This window comes from Armatimonadota bacterium, assembly GCA_016789105.1.
Lineage (GTDB): Bacteria > Armatimonadota > Fimbriimonadia > Fimbriimonadales > Fimbriimonadaceae > UphvI-Ar2.
This window is the reverse complement of record JAEURN010000004.1, coordinates 199,486-222,626: the sequence shown is the minus strand read 5'-3', so window position 1 is coordinate 222,626 and position 23,141 is coordinate 199,486. Positions and strand designations below refer to the sequence as shown.

At 58.1% G+C, this 23,141-nt stretch carries 20 protein-coding genes; 8 read left to right on the top strand and 12 right to left on the bottom strand.

All coding sequences use genetic code 11. The features are described from left to right. Window positions 1-48 precede the first annotated feature (48 nt). Both JNM28_03980 and JNM28_03975 read right to left on the bottom strand, forming a co-directional pair. The gene (locus tag JNM28_03980) at window positions 49-1,080 is read right to left on the bottom strand and encodes a beta-lactamase family protein (protein ID MBL8067584.1); all 1,032 of its coding nucleotides are present in this window, start codon (window positions 1,078-1,080) and stop codon (window positions 49-51) included. Window positions 1,081-1,162: 82 nt separating this feature from the next. After that, window positions 1,163-2,893 (bottom strand): M61 family metallopeptidase, encoded by a 1,731-nt coding sequence (locus JNM28_03975; GenBank protein ID MBL8067583.1) that lies wholly within the window; start codon window positions 2,891-2,893, stop codon window positions 1,163-1,165. A 221-nt stretch (window positions 2,894-3,114) separates the two neighbouring features. Between JNM28_03975 and JNM28_03970 the strand changes: the two genes are divergently transcribed. Beyond that, window positions 3,115-3,894, top strand: coding sequence for a PAS domain-containing protein (locus JNM28_03970; protein MBL8067582.1), 780 nt, complete (start codon window positions 3,115-3,117; stop codon window positions 3,892-3,894). On the opposite strand, the gene JNM28_03965 is transcribed toward JNM28_03970, so the two are convergent. Further along, on the bottom strand, window positions 3,891-4,799 hold the full coding sequence (locus JNM28_03965) for a hypothetical protein (GenBank protein MBL8067581.1): 909 nt from the start codon (window positions 4,797-4,799) through the stop codon (window positions 3,891-3,893). The genes JNM28_03970 and JNM28_03965 overlap by 4 nt on opposite strands. 803 nt (window positions 4,800-5,602) lie before the next feature. Here JNM28_03965 and JNM28_03960 point away from each other — a divergent pair. Further along, window positions 5,603-6,436 (top strand): tryptophan 2,3-dioxygenase, encoded by an 834-nt coding sequence (locus JNM28_03960; protein MBL8067580.1) that lies wholly within the window; start codon window positions 5,603-5,605, stop codon window positions 6,434-6,436. A 34-nt stretch (window positions 6,437-6,470) separates the two neighbouring features. Beyond that, window positions 6,471-7,655, top strand: a complete 1,185-nt coding sequence (locus JNM28_03955; GenBank protein ID MBL8067579.1) for an aminotransferase class V-fold PLP-dependent enzyme — start codon at window positions 6,471-6,473, stop codon at window positions 7,653-7,655. Here the strand turns inward: JNM28_03955 and JNM28_03950 are convergent. Genes JNM28_03950 through JNM28_03920 form a run of 7 tightly spaced genes read right to left on the bottom strand, consistent with a single transcriptional unit; the run spans window position 7,652 to window position 12,969 of the window. Beyond that, a complete protein-coding gene (locus JNM28_03950) occupies window positions 7,652-8,359 on the bottom strand; it encodes a GDSL family lipase (protein ID MBL8067578.1) in 708 nt (235 codons plus the stop codon). The two genes, JNM28_03955 and JNM28_03950, sit on opposite strands and share 4 nt — an antisense overlap. Before the next feature lie 17 nt (window positions 8,360-8,376). After that, entirely contained in the window at window positions 8,377-9,111 is a 735-nt protein-coding gene (locus JNM28_03945; protein MBL8067577.1) for a GDSL family lipase, read from the bottom strand. Further along, on the bottom strand, window positions 9,108-10,040 hold the full coding sequence (locus tag JNM28_03940) for a redoxin domain-containing protein (protein MBL8067576.1): 933 nt from the start codon (window positions 10,038-10,040) through the stop codon (window positions 9,108-9,110). Before JNM28_03940 ends, JNM28_03945 begins: the two co-directional genes overlap by 4 nt. Before the next feature lie 3 nt (window positions 10,041-10,043). Next, window positions 10,044-10,661: an N-acetylmuramoyl-L-alanine amidase gene (locus tag JNM28_03935; protein MBL8067575.1), complete on the bottom strand. Its 618-nt coding sequence runs from the start codon at window positions 10,659-10,661 to the stop codon at window positions 10,044-10,046. Between the two features lie 4 nt (window positions 10,662-10,665). Next, window positions 10,666-11,040, bottom strand: a complete 375-nt coding sequence (locus JNM28_03930) for a DUF423 domain-containing protein (GenBank protein ID MBL8067574.1) — start codon at window positions 11,038-11,040, stop codon at window positions 10,666-10,668. Then, complete coding sequence (locus JNM28_03925; GenBank protein ID MBL8067573.1) at window positions 11,033-12,121, bottom strand: aromatic ring-hydroxylating dioxygenase subunit alpha; 1,089 nt, start codon at window positions 12,119-12,121, stop codon at window positions 11,033-11,035. The genes JNM28_03930 and JNM28_03925 overlap by 8 nt, the downstream gene beginning before the upstream one ends. Window positions 12,122-12,123: 2 nt before the next feature. Beyond that, entirely contained in the window at window positions 12,124-12,969 is an 846-nt protein-coding gene (locus JNM28_03920; GenBank protein MBL8067572.1) for an alpha/beta fold hydrolase, read from the bottom strand. A 71-nt stretch (window positions 12,970-13,040) separates the two neighbouring features. Between JNM28_03920 and clcA the strand changes: the two genes are divergently transcribed. Beyond that, window positions 13,041-14,606 (top strand): H(+)/Cl(-) exchange transporter ClcA, encoded by a 1,566-nt coding sequence (gene clcA / locus JNM28_03915; protein MBL8067571.1) that lies wholly within the window; start codon window positions 13,041-13,043, stop codon window positions 14,604-14,606. Continuing rightward, window positions 14,606-15,640 (top strand): DUF2156 domain-containing protein, encoded by a 1,035-nt coding sequence (locus JNM28_03910; protein MBL8067570.1) that lies wholly within the window; start codon window positions 14,606-14,608, stop codon window positions 15,638-15,640. The genes clcA and JNM28_03910 overlap by 1 nt, the downstream gene beginning before the upstream one ends. Here JNM28_03910 and uvrB read toward each other — a convergent pair. Together uvrB and JNM28_03900 are read right to left on the bottom strand one after the other, a co-directional pair. Then, window positions 15,637-17,730, bottom strand: a complete 2,094-nt coding sequence (gene uvrB, locus JNM28_03905; GenBank protein ID MBL8067569.1) for an excinuclease ABC subunit UvrB — start codon at window positions 17,728-17,730, stop codon at window positions 15,637-15,639. The two genes, JNM28_03910 and uvrB, sit on opposite strands and share 4 nt — an antisense overlap. A gap of 76 nt (window positions 17,731-17,806) precedes the next feature. Next, window positions 17,807-19,894, bottom strand: a complete 2,088-nt coding sequence (locus JNM28_03900) for an EAL domain-containing protein (protein MBL8067568.1) — start codon at window positions 19,892-19,894, stop codon at window positions 17,807-17,809. Between the two features lie 149 nt (window positions 19,895-20,043). On the opposite strand from JNM28_03900, the gene JNM28_03895 reads away from it, so the two are divergent. The 3 genes from JNM28_03895 to JNM28_03885 are packed head-to-tail and all read left to right on the top strand — an operon-like array spanning window position 20,044 to window position 23,113. Then, the gene (locus JNM28_03895) at window positions 20,044-20,913 is read left to right on the top strand and encodes a sulfurtransferase (protein ID MBL8067567.1); all 870 of its coding nucleotides are present in this window, start codon (window positions 20,044-20,046) and stop codon (window positions 20,911-20,913) included. Further along, window positions 20,913-21,329: a SufE family protein gene (locus JNM28_03890; GenBank protein MBL8067566.1), complete on the top strand. Its 417-nt coding sequence runs from the start codon at window positions 20,913-20,915 to the stop codon at window positions 21,327-21,329. The genes JNM28_03895 and JNM28_03890 overlap by 1 nt, the downstream gene beginning before the upstream one ends. A gap of 8 nt (window positions 21,330-21,337) precedes the next feature. Next, window positions 21,338-23,113, top strand: coding sequence for a family 10 glycosylhydrolase (locus tag JNM28_03885; GenBank protein MBL8067565.1), 1,776 nt, complete (start codon window positions 21,338-21,340; stop codon window positions 23,111-23,113). The last annotated feature ends 28 nt before the right edge of the window (window positions 23,114-23,141 follow it).

Genomic DNA, 23,141 nt, shown 5'->3' with positions numbered 1-23,141 from the left:
AGAACCGAAAACGGGGCCGGCTCACGAAGCTGGCCCCGTTTTTCTACGTCAACCGCCTTGAACGAATTCGGATCGCCCGATTTGCAGAACCATCTGGTCGAACTCCTTTTGCACCGTCGCCGACCCGTTGTTTCCTACAAGCAGGATCGCCCGGTTTTTGGCGGGGGCAAGCCAAAGGATGCAGTAGTTCATGGTGTTGCTGCCGTTGTGCCAATAGGCCCGCCCTTTGGCCCACGGTTGTTCGGCTATCACCCAGCCCATTGCATAGTGGCCTCCCAAGGGGTTGTTGGTAATCCCATCGATATAGCTTTTTGGGAACCGGTCGGACTCGCCTTGGAGTGATTTCAACATCTGTTGGGCGAATTTCGACCAGTCCGGCAATGTCATATGGGCCAGCCCTGCCGCCGTCATCGAAGGGGCGTTGTCATTGTCCCAGTCTTTCATCGGAACCCCCTCCTTGTGGGGCCAGGCTCCGCCCGGGCCGGTTGGGCCGAAACCCAAACTCTTAATCCCCAACGCACCCAATTCCCCCGATATCGACTCCTCGATCAGCTTGCCGGTCACTTGTTCGGCGGCCACTCCGACCATAACAAAATTAATGTTTGAATAACCATACTTTCCTACTTCAGAACTCGGCGGCTGGGACAATGCTTCCGCCGCCGCCCGGCGGCGGGCCGAGATCTGATCCCCCGAAAAGCGCCACCAAGCCAAATTGGCCTTCAGTCCCGATTGGTGGGCCATGGCGTGCCTCAGGGTGACGGCGGCAAACCCGTCATCCACCTTGAAGTCGGGAAAGACCTGGGAAACCGGCTTGTCAAGGTCAAGTTTGCCCTGGTCGGCCAAGCGGCACACAACGAGAGCGGTCAAAGCCTTGGTGCAACTCCCAAGATGCCAAACCGTCGATTCGTCGACGGGGGTCTCCGTGCCGGACTTTTTGACCCCGTGGTAGTGCGTCCACAAAACCGAGTCGGCCGAAACGACCATGGCGCCTAAGCCCGGGATTTTGCCCCGGTCCGCAATCGAATCCAAAGCCGTCGCCAAATCTGGTTGAGCAGCAAGGCAAAAAAGAGCCGAAAACATGGCTCCTATTTACCATCTCAGGTTCCGGTTCCGGTGCCGGGCAAAACACAACAATCCCAAGGCCGCCGCAATGTTGCAGCGGTCATTGAGAGCCCAAATGCCACCCTTTCCGCAGGCGAACCGCATTCGGAGAGGCTGATTCATCCGGAATCACGGAATAGGATGTCGATGTCGTGGCCTTGACCTCCAAATCACGCTCCGCGGTCATGTCGCCTTGCTGGAACACAAAGTGCACCGTTTTGCCGGGCGCCATTGCTGCTTTCCACCGGGCCTGGACTTCCTTCTGAGCTTCAGTATCCGCGACTTTGGCGATCCCGTCAACCGAAATGACTTCGTCTCCGATGTTGATGCCTTCGGGCCGTGCCCCCCGGCCAACCATCAGCCGGCCGTCTGCCAACCAGCTCAATGCGAACCCGGGGTTGCCGAAAGTTTCCACTTTGGTTTGCAGCGTGTATCCGATTTTGGCCAACTGGGCTTCGACCGGGAGCTCTCCAGGCTCTCGAACCCATTTGTCATAAAGCGGCCCCATCTCTTTGCCGCCGACCTTGACCAATTCGTCGCGGATCGCCCCTTCGGCGAACCCCGGCTTGTTGTCCCGGCATTGCTCATAGAGCCCTTTGATCACATCGTCCAGACTCTTTTTGCCGTTTGTGCGAGACCGGATTTCGATGTCAAGGCAGATCCCGACCAGCCACCCCGTGTTGTAATAGTTGACGCCAAAACCGGCACTGTTCCCTTGCCCATTGGCGGCTTCGCCAACCCGGTAGCTCGAATCGTAGGGGCTGACCTGCATCCGCTGATCGTTGGCCCGGGTGGTCCGGACGTTTGAGACAATGCTCCCCAGCATATCAGTCTCCTCGTAAAGACCATACCGGTAGAGGATCACGTCGGCGTAATAGTCGGTCACGCCTTCAAGCCACCACAGCGCGCCGGTTTTGGGCAGTTTCGTGTAATCAAACGGCCCGAGAACCGATGAGCGGATCCGCTTGACGTTCCAGGCGTGGAAGAGTTCGTGGGCCAGGACAGAGACTGTGCCTTTTCCAAACCCCTGGGCCAAACCGATTGTTGTGGAGCTCAGGTGCTCCAGCCCCCAGCCGCCATCTTGGCTTTGCAAAACCGTGAAGTGCCAAACGTACTTTTTGAACGGCAACCCGCCCCAAAACGATGCTTCGGCTTCAGAAATCTTTTGGCACGTTTCTTTCACTTTTTGGCGGTCTACCTTGCTAGGGTCACCACCAAAATAGGCAATTTCGTGCTTTACCCCGCGGACTTCGTAAAAGTCGGATTCGAACACCCCGATCGTCGTTGGCGCGTCGGCCATCACATCGTAGCTTTCGGCCACAAACCGACCGTCCTTCTCCAACAAACCGTTGGTTGCCCGCCATCCTTCCGGGAGGGAAAAGTCGAGCGTGCAGGCCTCTTGGGTGCGGCCCACTGCATAAAGGTAATAAGAAGGGCCAGTCAAGTGCAACCGGTCGGTCAGCGGCCCGGTCTTTCGGGTGTAGGTGATCACGGCGTTGCCGCTCATTCCAGCCCCAACCTCCCACGTGTTGTCGTCGACTTTTGTGACCGAAACTTTTCGGCTCGACCGCTGGGCCGATATATCTGCCACGAATTGGGCGCTGTTGGCCAAACGGTAAGACCCCGGAGCCCAATTCGGCATTTGAACACGGAACGCCTTCCCGTCGCTCGGGACGGTCATTTCAACCTGCACGCCATCGCCGCCCTTCACAATCCGGACGGAATAATCAACGCGGGCAAACGCCGGGGAGACAAGCGCGGTTGTCAGTGCCATTAGGGCCACAAATCGCATAAAAGCGAGTATACAGAGGGAGCCGTTCTCAAGTCGAGTGCGAGACAATCGTGCCTCGATATTAAGAACTTGTTATGGCATCCCACCGCGACAGATTAGGAAAACCGGCATTCTTGCCAGGTTTTGGAACTTATCCCGTCGATTGGGAACCACTGTAGCAGAACTTAACAGACACGCCTGGCAACGGCTGTTATACTGGTTTTTGGAAGCTGACAAGCACAATGGCGGGTCGCGGAGAGGAACTGCTGCATCTTGCCGCTTTAGGGCTCACAGACAAAGACATCGCGGATCGCTTGTGCATCAGCGTCCGAACTGTCGAAGGGCACTGGAGAAGGCTGCGGGAGCAAACCGGAATTCCCAATCGGGCCGGTTTGGTCGCGGACGCGTTCCGGAAACAGGCCTCGGCGGCAAAGGCCGAAATGGCCGAACACAACGGCCGGCTTGCCGACCAGGTGGCCCAACTCCAAGGGGAAACTGCCCGACTCCGGGACTCCCACGCCCAGTTGGAAGGGGAGGCCCGGATCAGGTCGGCGCGGTTGCAACAAGAAATCAACGAACTCTACACCAAGGTGAACCAATTGAAGAGCCAGTCCGCACAACAGGCCGAACTCAACGCCATCGTCCTCAAAGGCAGCGTGCTGGCATTCAAAGTAGAGGCCGAAGCCCCGTTCCGGTGCCTGTTCATCAGCGATTCCGTCCGCGCCTTTGGCTATCGCCCCACCGAATTCACCGATGGCGAAATCCCGGTCACCACGCTGTTCCATCCCGAAGACTTTGAATCTGCGTGGGCTGCTGCGCTCGACCAAATCCAATCGGGCACCCACCGCATGGATCGCCGATACCGGCTGATAACGAAGCGAGGCGAAGAACGGCTGGTGCTTGACCGGTGCATCTACGAAGAAGCGGCCGAGGGTAGCCCGGCAACCCTATCCGTTTTCGCTTTCGACATCACCCACACCGAATATGCCGATCTCTCCCCATCTGGCATCCGGTTGGCCTAAGGTGTCGGCGGATCCAGGCGGACAAGGAACCGGCCGGTTTGAGTCACCGCGGTTCCGGCCAATGTGCCAGAACTCCCGATCGCGGAGACTTCTTTGATCGTCAAGCCAGGATGGATCTCCTGACCGCTCAGAACGGTCAACCCGAGCCGTGGGTCATAAAGCCAGTGTTGAACCAAACCCGTTTTGGCGACGCCAAAGCCCAAAATCGTTCCCGAAGCGGACCAACCGATCGCCGTGGCGCGGTCGTAACCACGGATAGGGACCGCTTCGATCCCACCGGATTCGCGCCAAACGGAAATGGAGCCGCCTGCGTTGACCAAGGCATCGCCAACTCCGTTGACAGAAATCGCGCACCCAGGCGTCGCGAAAGTCGAGCCCTTGGCAACGTGTGCCGGATGCCCGTTCCGGCTGATGGCCATGATCGCGCCACTTTCTCCAATGGCCGTGACACGCTTGAATTCCGGCATCACGTCCACCCCATCCGGGTACCAGACCGCCGCGCATTCGATTCCACGGATTTCTGCCGAACCCCCGACCATGCCAGAGCCGTTGACGCAATCGATGTCCATGCTTTCGGCTCCTGCAGGAAGGGGCAATATGTGTCTCCCCCCCTCTATCGTCAAGCGGAAGCCCCCTTTGCCAAAGCCCACCATGCCGACGACATAGGTTCCCGGTGCCCCCGCCGCGACATAAGTTCCCGTTTCGAGTTCAATGGTGACGGCGTCTCCCGAAACCAATACGGCCCGCGCCGAACCATCGCGAAGGGATGTCGCTGTTGCGGCAATCGTGTCGCCGACCACCGCAACCGGGGCGACCAGCTCCCCGGTTAAGCCCAACGGCACCGACCAAGACCAGCCTTCCAAGGCGCCTTGACCGATCCGATTCCAGCTTCGCTCGATGTTCATCCCAAAACTCATTGCATCCTTAATCAGAAAGGGCAAACGGGGCCGGTTTCCCAACCCACGCCTCGGCAGCCTGTCCCGCTGCCCCGGTTTTGCTCTTCTCTTTGCGCGGTCATGCCGCCGCCAGAACGAATGCCGTTCCAGCAATCCAACTTCTTTTGCTCAATCCCCGTACGATTACCGGCCCAACCCAACACTTGGCGGGGCAAGGGCCTGATATAATCGTACCGATGGACACAAGGATCCAACCTGACGTGCCATCGGTTTGAGTTTGTGCTCTTGCCGGGATCGATGAACCCGGCGTTTTGATTCGAGGTGGAGGGCGAAAGCCCACCAATCAGATGTTTCGCTTTTTTCCGGCCCAAACCGGGAAAAAGCGACCGGCGACGAGGAAAACAATCGCCGGCCATCGGAGAGGTTTGTGCTGTTTGCTCACGTCCTGTCTTGTGCAGGACTCCCCAGCGTCTAGCGCTGCGGATTCCTTTTCAATCCATTCCCGTTGAGCCACATGGGCTTTCGGTGAAGTCGACCGGCAAGGAGCGTTGGATGCCACAGTTGGCACCGCTCCTCTCGTCAATTGCGCTCCTGCCGGATCGACTGACTCCACTCTCTTTTCAAGGTTGCCGTCAAGCTCCTCCCAACGACAGGGATAGTATCACCCGGCCCCGCCGGAACTTCAATGCGGGATTTCCCTCGAAAATCGGGCAGTTTGCCCCCGGGGAGTGACCCAATCCAGGACGATCTGTCGCACCAGGTAAAAATACTAGCGTAATTCCACGGGCAAATCCGCAGGTAAAACCCCAGCCATGTCCCGGCCGTTCGAGCCCACCATCCATCAAGACTTTGCCGACCGGATGGATTACGGCGGTTACTTGCGGCTTGACCGCATCCTGGCCGCCCAAGAACCTCTCTCCAACCCCGTTCACCACGACGAGATGCTCTTCATCATCCAGCATCAGACTTCTGAGCTCTGGATGAAGCTCGTGATCCACGAATTGCGGGCCGCCATCGGCCACGTGCAGCGCGACGAACTCAGCCCATGCTTCAAAATCCTGGCCCGGGTCAAACATGTCCAGCGAATGCTGTTTGAACAGTGGGCCGTTTTGCAAACCCTCACCCCAAGCGAATACGTCCAGTTCCGAGGCGTTCTTGGGAGGGCTTCCGGATTCCAATCCCACCAGTTCCGCACCATCGAGTTCCTTTTGGGAAACAAAGACCCCCAATCCGTTTCCGTCTTTAAACACAACGCTGCCATATTCCAAGAACTGACGGAAACGTTGCACGCGCCGAGCCTTTACGACGAGTTCCTTTTGTTCCTCAAACGCAGGGGCTTTGCCATCCCCGATTCGGCCGCTAACCGGGATTTTTCCCAACCGTACCAAGCAAATCCCGAGATCACCCAAGTCTTCCGAGAGATTTATTCCGACCCCCCGGTGAATTGGGACTCCTATGAAATGGCGGAAAAACTGATTGACATCGAAGAGCAGTTCACGTTGTGGCGGGTCCGCCATATGCTCACTGTGGAACGCATTATTGGGTTCAAAACCGGCACCGGCGGATCATCCGGGGTGCCGTTCCTTCGGCAAGCTGTGAACATCAGGCTATTCCCCGAACTCTGGTCAGTCAGGACGGAACTGTGACGCCGGAAACAAACCCATCTGACGGAGGCCACCGGTGACCGATGCCATCCCATACACCCAACAAGAAATCCAGGAGCTGATCGCGCCGCTCTTTTCCCGGCACGACCCAAAGGGCATTTACCTGGCCAACCATTCCCTGGGCCGGCCCCTTGACGCCACCCAAACGCATATCGATGACTTCCTGACCCATTGGTATGGCGATCTGGACGCGGCATGGGAACCGTGGCTCAAGGCTTTGGAGGCTTTCCAATTAAAGGTCAAGGGCCTCCTCCACCTCCCCGATCCGGGCCATGTCGTCATGAAAACATCCGCCGGGCAGGGACTGAGAGCCGTTTTGAATAGCTTCCCGCCCGGGAAGAAAATCCGCATCCTGACCACCTCGATGGAGTTCGACAGCATCGACTTCATCTTGCGCACCTATTCCGACCAAGACCTTGTCGATGTCATTTTTTTGGAGCCGACCGGCCACGAGGGGTGTGTTCCCCTGTTCAGCGGCGCAGATTTGGCTTCCGCATTGGAACCGGGCACCGACCTTGTGGTTGCGAGCCTTGTGAACTTCACCACGGGCCAAATTCTGCCTGAGGCCGAGGCATTGGTGGAAGCAGCCCATCAGAACGGTACCGCCGTCCTTTTTGACACCTACCACTCATTCGGTGTGGTGGATCTCCCATGGACGGGGGCTGATTTTGCCATCGGCGGCAGCTACAAATATGTCCACGGGGGGCCGGGGGCCTGTTGGCTGGCCATCAGCCCCCAAGTGGCTGGCTCCAGCGAGTGGCAAACCCGGGACACTGGCTGGTTTGCCAAAAAGGAGTTGTTCGGCTACCAACGCGATGCCGACCGGGCCGAAGGCCCTCGCGCCTGGTGGGAATCGACCCCGCCGGTCATCGAGGCATACCAAGCCCTTGCCGGGCTTGAGTATTTGGAACGGTTCGAGGTCGGCCGGCTACTGGCCACCAACCTCCTGCAGCAGCAACAGATCCGGGCGGCATTCAGCCGTCAAGGCCTTCCCGTCTTCGACCCGGTGGATCCGACCCAGTTCGGCGCGTTCTCACTGTTGCCGGCAGCAAACCACAAGGAGGTTGTCGACCAGTTGAAAAAACAGGGCATCCGGGTTGATTCGCGCAACGGCTTTGTGCGGTTTGGCCCTCACCCTCTCAACACGCAAGAGGAATTCGAACAGGTTGCCCGGGCTTTGAAAGGAATCCGGCTGGATTAACCGCCCATCAGCCGTTTCAATGTCGGGCGGATCATGTCGGCCCACACTTCGTACCCTTTGTCGTTCGGGTGCAATTGGTCGGGCATGAGCCCCTCGATCATCCGGTTGTCTTCATTCAAAAAACCATCCCAACAGGGTGTGTAGGCCACATAATCGCCCCATTTTTGCTTTGCCAGAATCGCATTCGTCGCGGCCACTTTCTTGCGAATCTCGCCGTTTTCCCATTCCCGGGGCAGGATCGAGCAGAGGAGGACTTTGGCTTCCGGAGCCTTCGCGTGGATCTTATTGACCACGGCCGTCACGCCCTCGGCGATTTCTTCCGGGCTGTTGGATCCCATGTTGTTCGTGCCGATCATCACCATGCACACCTTGGGTTTGTAGCCGTCGAGTTCGCCGTTGTCCAACCGCCACAAAACATGCTGGGTGCGGTCTCCGCTAAACCCCAGGTTGATCGGGTTGTAGGGGCCAAAAAGCTTGTCGTAAAGATCGGGGGCCACCCCCTTCCAGGTTTCGTTCGGTTGCGGCAGGCCGCCCCAACCATGGGTAATGGAATCGCCGATCAAGGCCAGCTCGATCTTTCTTCCACTCTTGATCAAATCCAAGGCTTGTTGGTGCCGGGTAGTCCACCAGGCGTCACCACGGGGTTCCGGCTTGATGGCGGTGTTTTCGGCAAGGGCGATGAGGGCGGCAACGGCAGCGATCATGCCGCCATTCTACAACCCTATCTGCCCATCATATCGCGCAAAACCGGCTCAATGGCTTTACCCCACACCTCGTAACCGACGTGGTTAGGGTGCAAAAGATCGTCCATCAAGGCTTTCTTTGGTTGGCCGCTTTCATCCAAGAATCCAGCCCCCGTATCGGCGTACCGGATATCTTTGCCCCACTTTTTGTCCGCCAGCATCTTGTTGACCGCGCTGACCCTGGCCATGTCGTCTTTGTTGCCACCATAGGCGCGCGGCAAAATCCCGAGAACCAAAATCTTTGCCTTTGGCTGTTTGGCGCGGATGGCATCGACCACCGCAACAATCCCACCATACACCTGCTCGTTGGTGTGCCAACCCAGGTTATTGGTGCCGATGGCGAGCATCGCCCCCTTCAATGTGATGCCATCAAGTTCGCCATGTTGAATGCGCCACAGCACATGGCCGGTTTGATCCCAGCCAAAACCAAGGTTGATCGGGTGGTAGGGGCCAAACAGCTTGTCGTACCCTTCGGGGTCGCCGCCCGCCCAATCTTTGCCGGGCTTGGGAACGCCGCCCCAGCCGTGGGTGATGGAATCGCCGATTAGGGCGAACTCAAAGTTTTGGCCGGTTTTGATGAGGTCGAGAACCTCGTGATGCCGCGCCATCCAATCGTAGGAGCCTGCTTTGGTCGGAGCTTCATTCTCGACCGGCACGCAAGCCGGATTCTCTTGCATGCCAAACATCAATGCGGCCAGGGCGGTGGCGATCAATTCATTACCTCCGGTTGAGTGGCGTCGATCAAGCGTCTGATCATCACAGATGTCAGCGGGTCGCCATCGCCGGGACTGCCCTGCCATCGCACGACCCCATCCGCTGAGACCAACACCATTTGCGGAATGCTTTGCAACTGGAACAGATCCTGGAGCCTGTGCTCTTTGTCCGCAACCAGAGGATATTCGATGCCGTGGCGCGACGCAAAGTTTCGGACCTTTTCCGGCTCCTCATCGCTGACCCCCACCACGATCAAATCCCCGCCGAATTCTTTGTACCAGCGGTTCAACTTGGGCATTTCTTCAATGCACGGGCCGCACCATGTAGCCCAAAAATCGATCAACACGGTTTTGCCTTTGAGGCTTGCCGGCAAATTCCCGGTGGCCGGCTTCCCAAAATCCCAATCCGGGAACTGCGAGCCGCGCAAGTCGCGGGCTTTTAGTTCTTTTTGGGCAATCGCCGGAATTCCTTCGCATTCGGCTAGAATTCCCCGACCTTTTGCAATTTCGGTTTGGGCATGGTTGATCCACGTCACCGGGCCGGGGGTTTGCAGATAGCCGGATCGGCCCAAGATTTCCCCATCCCCGTTCAAGAACAAAATCGTCGGATAGGCCGAAACCGAGTATTCGGAATTGAGGAGGTCGTTCTGCTTCTTGAGGGCTTCCGGCAGATCCTTGCCCCTCGGGAAATCAGCTTCGAACAAGATGGCGTTGTCCAAGGCCCAGTCCTGGAACATTTGGGTGCGGAAAACCTCCTTCTCCAGCCGGATGCAATAGGGGCACCAATCTGAACCGGTGAAATTGGCGATGATCGGCCGGCCCGTGGCTTTGGCGTCGTGCTTTGCCCGCTCAAAATCGGTGAGCCACTTTCCCCGCTCCACTATCGGTTGGGGGATTGCCAGCACTGCTGCGATCAACGCCGTGAACATCACTTAATTCGAACTCCTTTGGCCTGGGATCGTTCCCTGGATGCCATGCAATTTTGCGACCGCTTTGCGGATTTCGGGCAAAAATGCCATCACTTTGTCGCCGGGGCAATCGGTTTCACCAGGAGCGTAATCCATGTGGCCCTTGATCCGATCGGCCGGTACATTGTACTTTGCCGCAAGCCAGAGCACGGTTTCCATCAAGGCTTGGCGCTGGCGGTCGTTGAAGTCTTCTGTCGAAAGCGTCCCTTCCACCACCACCAGCGCATGGCCGCGCACATCATAACTGGTGTTTGTATCCCCGGGGAACCCGATGGGCCGGCACTCTGCAATGTCGCCATGGCAGTCGATATAGTAATGATAGGGGATATCTGCCCATTGCGGCTTGGATTTTCCGCTGTCGAGCTTGTCTTCCCGCTGGCTCCACGCCTGCAATCCGCGTAATTTTTCGAAGAACGGACGCCGGAAATCTTGAGACACTCCCGTATGGTGAATCGTGATCCGATCGATTTTGTGCGGCTCGAGTTGGAGAACCATCGGCTTGGCCTTCCAATCTTCGCGAGAGTAAAGGAACATGGGCTTTTGTTGAGCCAAGACCACAGCGGCCAAAGTGGCAGCAAGCATCCAACTAATCTACCAAGAGCCGCCCTTTCACCGCCAGCATCCCCATCCAAGCCAATCCGCCAATCCATGCGACCCCGCCGAGTGGCGTGATGGCACCCAACACCTTGACCCCCGATAAGGCCAAGGCATAGAGGCTGCCGCAAAACAGAAACAATCCAACCGGAAACACCCCATTGACGGCCTTGCGGCCGCTTTCGCTGAGAGGCGAGAGGGATAGCGCCAACCAGGCAAGGCCAAGCCACATGTGATAATCCCGGGAAGTCTTGTAGACCTCAAAGGCATGGGGATCGAGCCTGGATTCCAACGCGTGCGCGCCGAATGCGCCCAGGGCTACCGCCAACGCCAAATTGAACAATGGCCACGCGACGGACTTACCCACGGTTCATGGCCTCAGCGATCATGCAATGGAACTGGTGCACGCCCTTTTCGCGCTCTGGCGCATACCGCCCCCGGTCGTAAAACCTGGACCTCACCCCGCGCTGCGTGAGCTCGACCACGGCTTCATCTTCCCGCTCCACTCGGTCTAAGTCGCCGCCAGCCCCATCGGCTCGCAGTTCCGGACGCCAGACAAACGGCCAAAAAGAAACTTTTGTTCGCGTTGGCCCCAACGGCTGCACCGTGTTGACACTGAGCCCCCACGGATAGAAATTGAGCATCAGGTTCGGGAAAAACCAATAGTAGTAAGCCCCGATCCGCTGGCCGTGATCTGGACTTGAACCGGGCAGGTCAAAGGCCGCTTCCCCGCCCCCGGCAAACCCCACCTGCAGGTTGCCGTGGCGGAGCAGTTCAGTGCGGTAAGCCCCGTAATCCAAAGTCGAGTTTAACGCGGCATGGATATAGGGGATATGGAACCCTTCCAGGTAGTTGTCCACGTACAACGCCCAATTGCCGTTAACCAAAAAGTCGCGCTTGCCATCCGGGTCAAACGTAAAATGCTCCACCGGGAGCCACCCGATCCGCTCCTCCATCTCGGCCAGCATCTCGTCTAACCCATACCCAGCGGGTTCGAGGTTGGCAAAATAGAACTGCCGCCAGCGGGAAAACCCCACTCTTGGCAAATCGTCTGCCGATGACGGAAAACCGCAAACCCCTTCGAATTCCGGCATGGACTGGAATGACCCGTCCAACCCAAAGCGGCGGCCATGGTAGCGGCACCGCAGGCTGTTTTCGACCCCCGGGCCTTCGCAAACCAGATTCCCCCGATGGGTGCACACGTTGCTCAAACAGCAAACTTCGTCATCCCGCGTGCGGGTGAACAGCACTGGTTCGTCCAGGCAACCCGGCAACACGGTGACCGGTAGGACGCTGCCGGGGACTTTGATCTGCTCCAACCAGGCACACCATTGCCAGCTCCGCGCAAAAATGCGCTCCTTGCCTATTTCGTAGACCCCGGGATCCGAGTAAAACGCGCTCGGGATCGTCGAAGCCCGGGTGACATCGGGATGCATCTCGAATTTCATCGTCACTTGCCTTCCTTAAAAAATCCGACTGCGCGGCTGACCACCTGGGGACTCCGGATCAGTCGGAAGTGGCCCAGGCCCGTGGTGCGGACCAATTCGCTCCGGCCCCAAGATTCAACGATTGCCTCCGACTGCATGATCCCGATCTCTTGGTCGCCCTCATCATGGAAGACGAGCCCTTGGCTTGAAAAAGCCCGGGCTGCCACATCACCGTGGCAACTTTCAATGTAGCCCGGCCCCAACACTTGGTCGCCGAACTCCCACATCGCCTGCTGGCCACCTTCATCCAAACCCAGGGCCGCGCCGAATTCAAAAAAGCGCTCTTTGATAAAGCACATTGTGCTCAGGTAAACGGCTCGCGAAACCCCCCATCCCTCTTTTTGGGCAACGGTTGCCGCACAGGTGCCAAACGAATGGGCAACAACGCCCTCAAAAGGGCCGGTCAATCGTTCCAGATCTAAGACCGCGCGGGCAAACCTCGGGGCATAGCAATAATCTCCACCGCTCTCCCCATGGGCGTGGGCGTCAAACGCCACGACGTCGAATCCGGCATCCACCAGGGGGTCGACGAAAGAGCTGAGGTTTAGGGCCCGGCCATTCCAGCCATGCATCAGCAAAATCCGCGGCCCGGCCCCCCACCGCCAACCGGTCAAGGTTGTCGCATCGCTTACAAATTCAAAACGGTCTCCGCGACCAGCCACTTCAGTTTCCTTGCGGGCCATGGCCGCGCGCGTGGGCGTCGCAAAAATCCGGAGTGCCTCTTCTGGCGTCGGCACGCGGCCCATGTTCAAAGCGAGCCCACGCATCGACTCCGGGATCCATCTGGGAGTGCCCGACCCTTGCGCCATATCACCACTCTACCGGCAGGGCGACCCGAGCCCTAACGGCTATGGCCGGTATCCTTGAGTAAACCTTCCTAATGAGTTCGCATGACCGGCGCTTGACGCAAATCCACCATGTCCGAAGGCAAAAACTCATCGGTCAGGCGGCGGTTGTCGGATGCGCGGCCGGGATCGCGGCCGTTTTGTTCGAACTCGCCGTTGCCAAGTCCGTCGAATTCAGCCATGGCATCACCCACCGGTTGGGAACCTCAGCCTGGTTCATTGTCCCCGTAGCTTCGGCCCTACTCGGAGGCTTGGCCGCATGGATCACCCAAAGAGTTGCACCGGAAGCCGCCGGATCGGGCATTCCCCACACCAAGCTTGCCTTGATGAACCTGAGGAAGATCGAACCGCAACGGCTTGTCCCCGTCAAAGTCGGGGCCGGTTTGATGGCCCTGGCCGCCGGATTTTCGCTTGGCAGAGAAGGGCCGACCGTCCAGATCGGGGCCGCAATCGGCCACAAGGCCGCAGAAATCCTCAAAGCCCCCAGGCGGAGTTATGCCCCCCTCATTGCGGCCGGGGCGGGTGCCGGCATTGCCGCCGCGTTCAATGCCCCTATCGCCGGATTCCTGTTCGTGATGGAGGAATTGAAGCGCGAAATGTCCCCCCTCACCTACGGGACAGCTTTAGTGGCATCGGTTTGTGCGGTGGCGGCAAAGAGGTTGCTGTTGGGGCAAGAGCCCGCGTTCAAACTCGTCCAGGCCAACTATGTCCCCATTCCCGCCCTCTTAGTCGTTGTGGTGTTGGGGGTCATGGGCGGATTGCTCGGCGTGGCGTTTAACAAAGGGATATTGGGTGCGTTGGAATTCCGTGACCGGATCAAGATTCCCCGGTTCGCTTATGGGGCCGCGGTCGGGCTCCTGGCCGGGTTCTGTTTGGTTGGAATACCGGCAGCGACAGGCGGCGGCCACGACACGGCTGAACGGCTCCTCAAGGGTTTGTTTGATTCGCCCCACCTGTTGAGCTTTTTGGCGGCCGTCCTCGTGGCCAAGTTCTTATTGACGATCTTAAGTTTCAGCAGCGGGGTTCCGGGAGGGATCTTTGCCCCCTTGTTGGTGCTGGGCGCCTTGTTGGGCTATGCCACGGGAACCGTTGCCGACGCTTGGTTCCCCAGCCTTGGGGTCGTCCCTTCTGTTTTTGCCGCCATCGGGATGGCGGCCGTGCTCAGTGCGGCCGTCCGGGCACCTCTGACCGGAGTCGTCCTCATCTTTGAGATGACCACCGAGTACCGGTTGCTCTATGCGCTCCTGGTTGCCGCGTTCGTCGCCTATTTGGTCGCCGAGTCGCTGCGGAACCACCCAATTTACGAGGCCCTGGTCGAACGGGAACTCCGGGTCAACAACCAGTCCCTTCCGAACTCCGAACCGCCCAAGGTCGTCGACCTTCTCATCGAACCGGACTCGGCCATGGATGGGCGCCGAATCCGGGAACTCGACTTGCCCAAGGGATGCCTGGTCGTCAACATCAGCCGCGGAAAACAATTCGTCGTCCCCCACGGAGGAACCCGGGTCAACGAGGGCGACATCGTCACCATCGTGTCTGAAGTCACCAACCAAGACGAATGGGGCCACGTTTTTGAAATGGCCCGGACGCCCCACCATTGATGGCACATACCTCGGATTCGCTGCGCGCTGCCCGGCTGGTCATGAGGTTTGGAAGGAACTCGGCCTGTTACCAGATCGTGAACGGCTCGATCCGCAAATGGTTCTCCGGCGATGGCCTCACCGTTATCGGATATGTTCGGTTTTTTGGCATCGAGGTCGTGGCAACTGAACCGGTCTCCCCATTCCCCATGCTGGCGGCAAAGAAGTTTGAACAAGGCCGATCCGTCTGCTACTTTGGCGCCGAAGAATATTTTGTGGCACGCCGCCGGGCCAGCAATCCCTGCGCCGTCGTCCCCATTGGATCGCAGCCGGTTTGGGAACTTGCCCGCTGGAAACAAACGGTGAGCGCCGTGCCCAGCCTGAGGGAACAGTTCCGGAGAGCAAAGGCCAAGCGCGTCCAAGTCCGGGAATTGCCGATCGAGGAATGCCAAACCCACACCCAGTTGCGGGCAGTTCTCGACGAATGGCTCAAAGACCGACGGTTCTCCCCGCTCCATTTCTTGGTTGAATCCGACACCCTCGATTTCCTCCCCGACCGGCGGATCTTTGTCGCCGAAATCGAGGGGCAGGTCGTTGCTTGGCTCAACCTGTGCCCGATCCCGAAAAGGAACGGGTGGCTCACCGAGCAGTTCCCCCGACGGAAAAGCGCCCCGAACGGGACCATGGAGCTCCTGATGAACACCGCCGCCGAAAAGCTGGCAGAAGAAGGGGCCGGACTGCTGACAATGGGGCTCGTCCCGCTTTCAACTAATTCGGTGGCCTCGCCAAAGCCCGCCTGGCTCCAAGCGGTGTTCCTGTGGACGCGCGCGCATGGGAATCGGTTTTACAACTTCGACGGGCTTGAACGGTTCAAATCCAAATTCCGGCCCCACCACTGGGAAGACCTCTATGCCGTCGTGAACGACGACCGCTTTCGAATTCGGCATTTGGCCGCCATTTCAAGGGCATTCACGGAACAGCCGCTGAGCATTGCCTTGGCCAAAGGCGCAGTTCGCTCTCTCCGGCAAGAGTTCAGGTGGATGTTCAGGCGCTAATGTTTGTACCGTGAGCGGCCCCGGGCCGCGGGCAACTTCCGTTTTTCTTGCCCAAGACGGCCGTCGCTCACCCCCATCATCTTGCGCAATGCCGAAATCTCGTCCCGGACGGCCGCGGCCTTTTCAAATTCCATCGATTTGGCCAATTCCTTCATGTTCTTTTCCAAGGCGGAAATCAGCACGGGGATTTCTTCGATCCGCACCGGTTGGCCGTCTGCCATAAGCTTGGAGGTGACCTCATCTGAATATTGGGCCGTAGTCTCGGCGACCGCGTCGTAGTTCCGTACGGTTTCCCTCACCGCCTTGGCGACGGTGACGGGCTCCAGGCCGAATTTCTCGTTGTGGGCGCGCTGGATCTCGCGGCGGCGGTCGGTTTCATCGATTGCCGCTTGCATGCTGCGCGTGATTTTGTCGGCGTACATGATCACCTTGCCACCCGCGTTGCGGGCCGCACGGCCGATGGTCTGGATCAGCGAGGTTTCCGACCGGAGGAACCCTTCCTTGTCGGCATCCAAAATCGCCACGAGCGTCACCTCGGGCAAGTCGAGTCCCTCCCGGAGCAAGTTGACGCCGACCACGACGTCGTAAACCCCCAGACGCAAGTCCTTCAGGATTTCCGGACGGTCCATCGAATGCACTTCCGAGTGGATGTAATTGACCTTCACCCCCAAATCTTCCAAATAGGCTGTCAGGTCTTCGGACATTTTTTTGGTCAGCGTTGTCACCAGGACGCGTTCCTTCTTTTCAACCCGCTTTTGGATTTCGCCAATCAGGTCGTCAATCTGGTGCCCCGTCGGACGGATCTCGATATCCGGGTCAATGACATAGGTGGGGCGGATGATCTGCTCGACGCGGTTTCCTTCCCTTTCCAATTCGAACGGCCCCGGCGTGGCGCTCACGTGGATGACTTGGGGTACCCGTTCCAAGAACTCCTCGAATTGGAGCGGGCGGTTATCCAGGGCGCTGGGCAGCCGGAACCCATAATCCACCAAAACGGATTTTCGTTGCCGGTCTCCGTTGAACATCGCCCGAATCTGAGGGATAGTCTGGTGGCTTTCGTCGATGAAGACCACGGCGTCCTTTGGCAAGAAGTCCAACAAGGTGTAGGGGGGGTCGCCGGGTTTGCGCCCATCAAAGTACCGGGAATAGTTTTCGATCCCGTTGCAAAACCCAACCTCCCGGATCATCTCCATATCGAACTCGGTGCGTTGCCGGATCCGTTGCGCTTCGATCAGCTTCCCTTCTGATTCGAATTGGGCGACCTGCGCAACCATTTCGGCCTCGATCAACCCAAGGACTTCGTCGATCCGTTCGAACGGGGTCACATAATGTGTTGCCGGGAACACCGAACACCGCTTCGGCTCGTCAATCACGTGCTGGGTCAGGGGGTCGATCAACCGGATCCGCTCCACCGTGTCACCAAAGTATTCCACCCGGGTCACGATCTCCTCATCCTTGGGCTGGATGTCCAAAATATCGCCCTTCACCTTGAACGTCCCCCGATCCAGGGCAAAGTCGTTGCGAGTGAACTGCATTTGGATCAACCGCTTCATCGCGTCGTCCATCGGGAAATCCACCCCGGATTCAAATGTGATCACGCTATCGGCATAGACATCCGGTGAACCAAGTCCATAGATGCAGCTCACGCTGGCAATGACAACGACGTCCCGCCGCTCCAGCATCGCCTGAGTAGCCGCATGCCGCAACCGCTCGATCTCCTCGTTTGTGCTGGAATCCTTTTCAATGTAAAGGTCAGAGCCCGGCACGTACGCTTCGGGTTGGTAATAGTCGTAGTAGCTGATGAAAAAATGAACCGCGTTATCGGGGAAAAATGCGCGGAATTCTTGGCAGAGCTGGGCCGCCAAGGTCTTGTTGTGGGCGATGATCAACGCCGGCCGTTGCGATTCCGCAATCACGCTGGCCATCGTGTAAGTCTTCCCCGTCCCCGTTGCCCCCAAAAGCGTCTGAAAACGGATCCCGCTGTCCAGCCCCTCCACCAATCCGGCGATCGCAGCCGCCTGATCCCCTTTTGGAGTGAAATCTTGGCTGAGCGCCAACGGCGTGTCAAACCGGACGATCGCAGAGGACATTCTTGAAGTATACGCCGGCTTGGCGATGGACCCCTAGCAAAATGTCTACGTGAATCAACGCTGAAGGCAGAACTTCTTAGGCAGCGCGTTGCCCTGCACGGCAATGGTCGACAAAGTCCGAAATCGGCACCGGCCGCGAGTAGTGGAACCCTTGGCCCCATTGGCAACCCATCGAACCCACAAGCTGGCCCTGCTCGGCGTGTTCGATCCCCTCGGCAACAACGTAAAGCCCGAACAGTTCGGACAACTTGAGGATCGTCTGCACAAGGGCCGCACTACTTTGGTCTTCGGTGACATTCCGGACGAAGGAACGGTCGATTTTCAGGCAGTCCAGAGGAAGGTGCATAAGCATGCTCAAAGAGGAATAGCCGGTGCCGAAATCATCCAATGCCACCATGATCCCCATTTCCCGGATCCGCCTGAGGTTGTCGATCGCTTCCGGGCCCTCGGAAATCAGTGAGCTCTCCGTGATCTCAAACCAGAGGCCGCCACGGTGGAACTCGTATCGCGCCAAAATCTCTCGCACTGTCTCAACAAAGCTCCCCCGATTCAGCTGTTTGGCCGACACATTCACCGAAAGGTGGATTCGTTGGCCGGGAAGCTCCCGTTCGAGCCTTTCAACATAGCGGCAGGCTTCCTCAATCGCCCACAGGCCCATCTCATGGATCAAGCCGGTCTCTTCGGCGGCAGGGACAAATTCCATCGGGGACACCGGCGTACCATCCGCCCGGTTCCACCGCATCAACAGCTCGCCCGCGACGACCATGCCGTTGCGGATTTCCACGATCGGTTGGATGGCCATCCAGAATTCGCCGGATTCCCACCCCAGCCGGAGTTCCCGCTCCAACTCGACCCGGCGTTCAAGCTCCCGACCCATGGAATCTTCATAAATCCGCAGTTGGCCCATCCCCGCCCGTTTGGCCTCGTACATCGCGATGTCGGCGTGCCGGATAAGCTCTTCCGGTTCCGTTGGAGTGACACCCGAAGCAATGCCGATGCTCGCGGTCGTCGACTGTGCGACCAGCCCCACGAAAATCACTTCCTCCGAGAGCTTTTTTTGGAACGCGGCCAGGTTTTCCTCCAGGATCTCCGTGGCATTGGGCCCGATCCGCACTACCATGAACTCGTCGCCACCCAGCCGACCGACGATGGCCCCTTGGATGAACAAAGACAGGGCCTCTGAAAAGGCAACCAGGTATTGGTCGCCATAAGCGTGCCCAAAGTGGTCGTTTGCCACTTTGAACCGATCCAAGTCCATCAAGGCGATGGCGATTTCTTGACCTTGCCCCTCGGCAATCGCCTCTTTTACCGCCAACATTGACCCTGTCCGGTTCAACAGCCCGGTGAGGGCGTCCGTCCGGTTCTGCCAATCCAATTTGATATTCAAGGATTCCAAATCAGAGTTGGCCGATTGCAGAACTTCTTTAGCCTGCAACAGCTCATTCAACCGGCCATAAACACGGCCGAGCATCCAAAGCGAAGCAATGCCGGCGCAAGTCGCAAGGATGAACGAGGCGAATACGGCAAACCTCCGGTACACGAAGACCGTCGCCAATTCATGCTGATACTCCGCGAGCGAAAGATCCACGCCAACGACGGATTCCAATTCCCCTTTGTCATCAAAAACGGGGGCATAGGCGCTAATGAACGTGCCCCATTCGTCGGATGAGGGCTTTCTTTCGACCTGCACCGTGTCCGTTTGCAGGGCTTTGAGCAGTTCCGGTGTCGGGTCGGCATAAGTTTCCCCAAGCTTCGATTGGTCTTCACGGCCATCGCCGTCGTGGTCGCCGGGTTCGGTCGGATCCAAACCAAACTTCACGGCTCCATTCTCAAAATAGCAGGTGTAGACGTACTTGATCTGCTCATTGGCGGCAAGAACTTTCCGGAGTCGGGAGTTGGCCGCCGCATAGTCATCCGACGCCATCGAACCCCCAAGCCGGATTTTCCGGTGCAAATCCCCATCGACGAATTGGGCTGCATTCTTGGCAATGTAGCGGAGTTGGCGGTTGAGCTCAATCTTCTTCCCGCTTTCCATCCTGTCGGTTATGGCGGAACCGAAGAGGAGCGAGGTCAAGAGCGTGATAAGGCCCACAACCACCGCAATCCAGCGGTGGTCGAGATTCAGGATCGGTTCAAACCTGGCCCATCCAGCAACCCGTGCCACACCCATAGATTTCGGCGCGTCCTACGCCAAACTTTGTGGATGCAACTGTTTTTCGCAAAAGCTGTACTCAATCAGGCGCGAATTCAAGTTGATTTACCAGGAAACTACGTCCCCAAGGACAAAGGCGGCCTTGAGCCATCATAAAATATATGGACACCGCATCGAACGAACAGGTCTACGCGCACCCCGAGCGGCTTGTCACAACCGATTGGGTGGAATGCCACCTCCAGGATCCCAACGTCATCATCGTTGAATCCAACGAGGATCCGCTGCTCTACGCCTCAGACCACATCCCCGGGGCCTTTGAAGTCGATTGGACGCTTGACCTCAACGACCAGATCGTGCGGGACTATTTGAGCGGGAAGGAGTTTACCAAACTCATGACCCGGATTGGGGCAACCCCGGAATCGCATATCGTTTTCTATGGCGATAAAGGAAACTGGTGGGCGTGCTACGCCCTGTGGGTGTTCGGCCTTTTTGGCCACCACAACTGCAGCATCATGGATGGCGGCCGCGCAAAGTGGTTCAAAGAGTTAAGGCCGGTCACCAACGAACTCCCCCACCGCGATCTCGGCAGCTATCCGGTGCGCGAAAGGAATGACGCAACCGACCGCGCCTTCCGGGATGAAGTTTTGGCCCATTGCCGCATGGGTGGCCAGATGGTGGACGTGCGGAGCCCGGAAGAATTCAGCGGCGCCCGGAACCACATGCCCGAATACCCCAACGAAGGTGCCCTGAGGGGAGGGCATATCCCAGGAGCCAAATCGATCCCATGGGCCACGTCGGTCAACGCCCACGATGGGACATTCAGATCCCGCGCCGAGCTTGTTGAACTCTATGAAGTCCAAAAGGACATCGAGCCGGGACTGCCCACCATCACCTATTGCCGGATCGGCGAACGCTCGGCCCACACCTGGTTTGTCCTCAAATTTCTTTTGGGGCACGAAAACGTTAAGAACTACGACGGCTCTTGGACTGAATGGGGCAACGGGGTCGGCCTTCCTATCGAAAAACCGTGATGCCTTACCCTCCGGCGATCCAACAATTCGTCGATTCCATTGGCTTGCTGGACCGGCCCGAACGAATCCAAGCCCTCATCGATCTCGGCAAATCGTTCAAACCACCCGCCCGTCCCCAACCCTATCCAGAAGACCAACGGGTCCCCGGGTGTGAATCTGAAGTCTTCACCTGGTGCACTCTGCAAAACGGCCGACTCAAAATCGAGGTTGCCGTCGAAAATCCCCAAGGCCTTTCCGCCATGGCCCTGGCTGCACTCTTGGAAGAAGGGCTTGAAGGACAGCCCCCCTCGGCCGCCGATTCGTTGGATGACGACCTGGTTTACGCCCTCTTTGGCCGGGAGCTGAGCATGGGCAAAGCGATGGGATTGGCCAACACGGTCCGCCAGATCCGGGCTCAAGCCGCAAAACTGACATAATGCCTGCCATGTTCGGCGCGATCGCGGCCACCGCACTGTTCCACCAAACAGCCGCACCCCAAAACATCCCCACCGACAGCCGGTTTGAATCCACAGCCCCGCTCAACCTTCCCCCAGTCCCCATCCACCAATACCTCGCCAAAACCGGGATTGCCCAATCAACTGCACGGCGCCTTGACCTGCAAGCCCGCATCCTTTGGATCGACGGCACTGCCAACCTGGGGCGGGTCAACAGCCAGGACAAGATTGCCGCACTTTGCCGCCGGATCGCAGAAACCGGATTCAACACCATCGTCTTTGATATCAAACCTATCAACGGGTACACGCTTTACCCCTCAAAAATCTCTGAGCAACTCACCAGTTGGCGGGACTCCCAAATGGAGCCCGGGTTCGACCCCCTCCGCCATATGGTGGAAGAAGGCCACAAGAACGGCCTTTCGGTTTTTGTCTCCATGAACGCGTTCAGCGAGGGGCATTCTTACGGAAAGCGTGACTTCGGCAAGCCGGGGAACCAATTCTTCAAACCCGGTTGGGGATATGGGCATCCGGAACTCCAATCCACCTGTTATGTCCCCGTGCCGACGATTGGAGGTATCCCGGTTCTAAAGGACTTGGATCCCAACGGCCCTGAAGCGATCCTCTACAGCTCCGACCCGTCCAAAGCCCCCGACAACGCCTATTACGTCACGGTCGATTCCGGATCGGTCGTCCGGTATGCCGGCCACCAGAAACCGGACCAATTGGACGGGCAGGCACTCTACTCCGGGGTTGCAGAAAGGTCTATCCGAGCCCTCAAAGCCCTCAGCGTCGGCAACACCATTGAATTTGGATGCCACCCCAAGTTTGTGCCAAGCGGTGTGGACCAGAACCAGATCCCCCTGATGATGAACCCGCACAGCCCGGAGATCCAGCGACGTGCCCTTTCGTTTGTGGATGAGGTGGCCGGGGAGTATGACGTCGATGGGCTGCTCTACGACGACCGTCTCCGATACGGCGGCATCGACACGGATTTCAGCGAGTCCACAAGAGCCCTGTTCGAACAATCCATCCACCAAAAGGTGGTAACTTGGCCGGAAGATATTTACACGTTCCGGTTCAGCCCCAGCCTTACGCCGAGACTCGTTCCCGGGCGGCTATACGATGCCTGGATGGCTTTCCGCGCCCAAAGCCTCACCAATTGGGTGGACCAGGCCGGCAAACACTTCCGCGCGCGCCGGAAAGGCGGGGTATTTGGTGTCTATGCTGGCTCTTGGTACGGCGATTACCAAAAATACGGCAACAACTATGCCAGCCCGGATTCCAATGCTGGGTTCCCATTCCTCACATCGGCCTACCGGAAGACTGGTTTCGCCAACAAAATCGACCTTTTGGTTACAGGGTGCTACTATCCGTTCGGCACAGTCTTTGAAGCAGTGGTGAACGGATCACCACCCGGTCGCACGGTCGAAGCTGGGGGAATCCTCACCAATCGGTTGGTACGAGACCAATCGTGGGCTGTCGCCGGAATCCAGGCCGCCGACTTCGCCAAGGATCCCTCGAGAATCGAGCCGGCACTCCAGGCGGCGGCCGCAACAACCCAAGGCGTGATGGTGTTCGACCTCTCCCATGATTTCGACACCTTCCAACCGATCTTTGCCCGTGCCTTCGCCCTGCGCAAAAAGGCCCCCTATCAATCCCCGGGATTGCTAACCCAAGTCCGGAACCAGCGGGCTGATTTCGACCGCCGCGGATTCAAAGACCCCCCCTTCCCATTCTTTGAAGGGGCCCCCGGAACCGGCTTTTGAGACTGGCCGAAAGGCTCGCCGACAAACT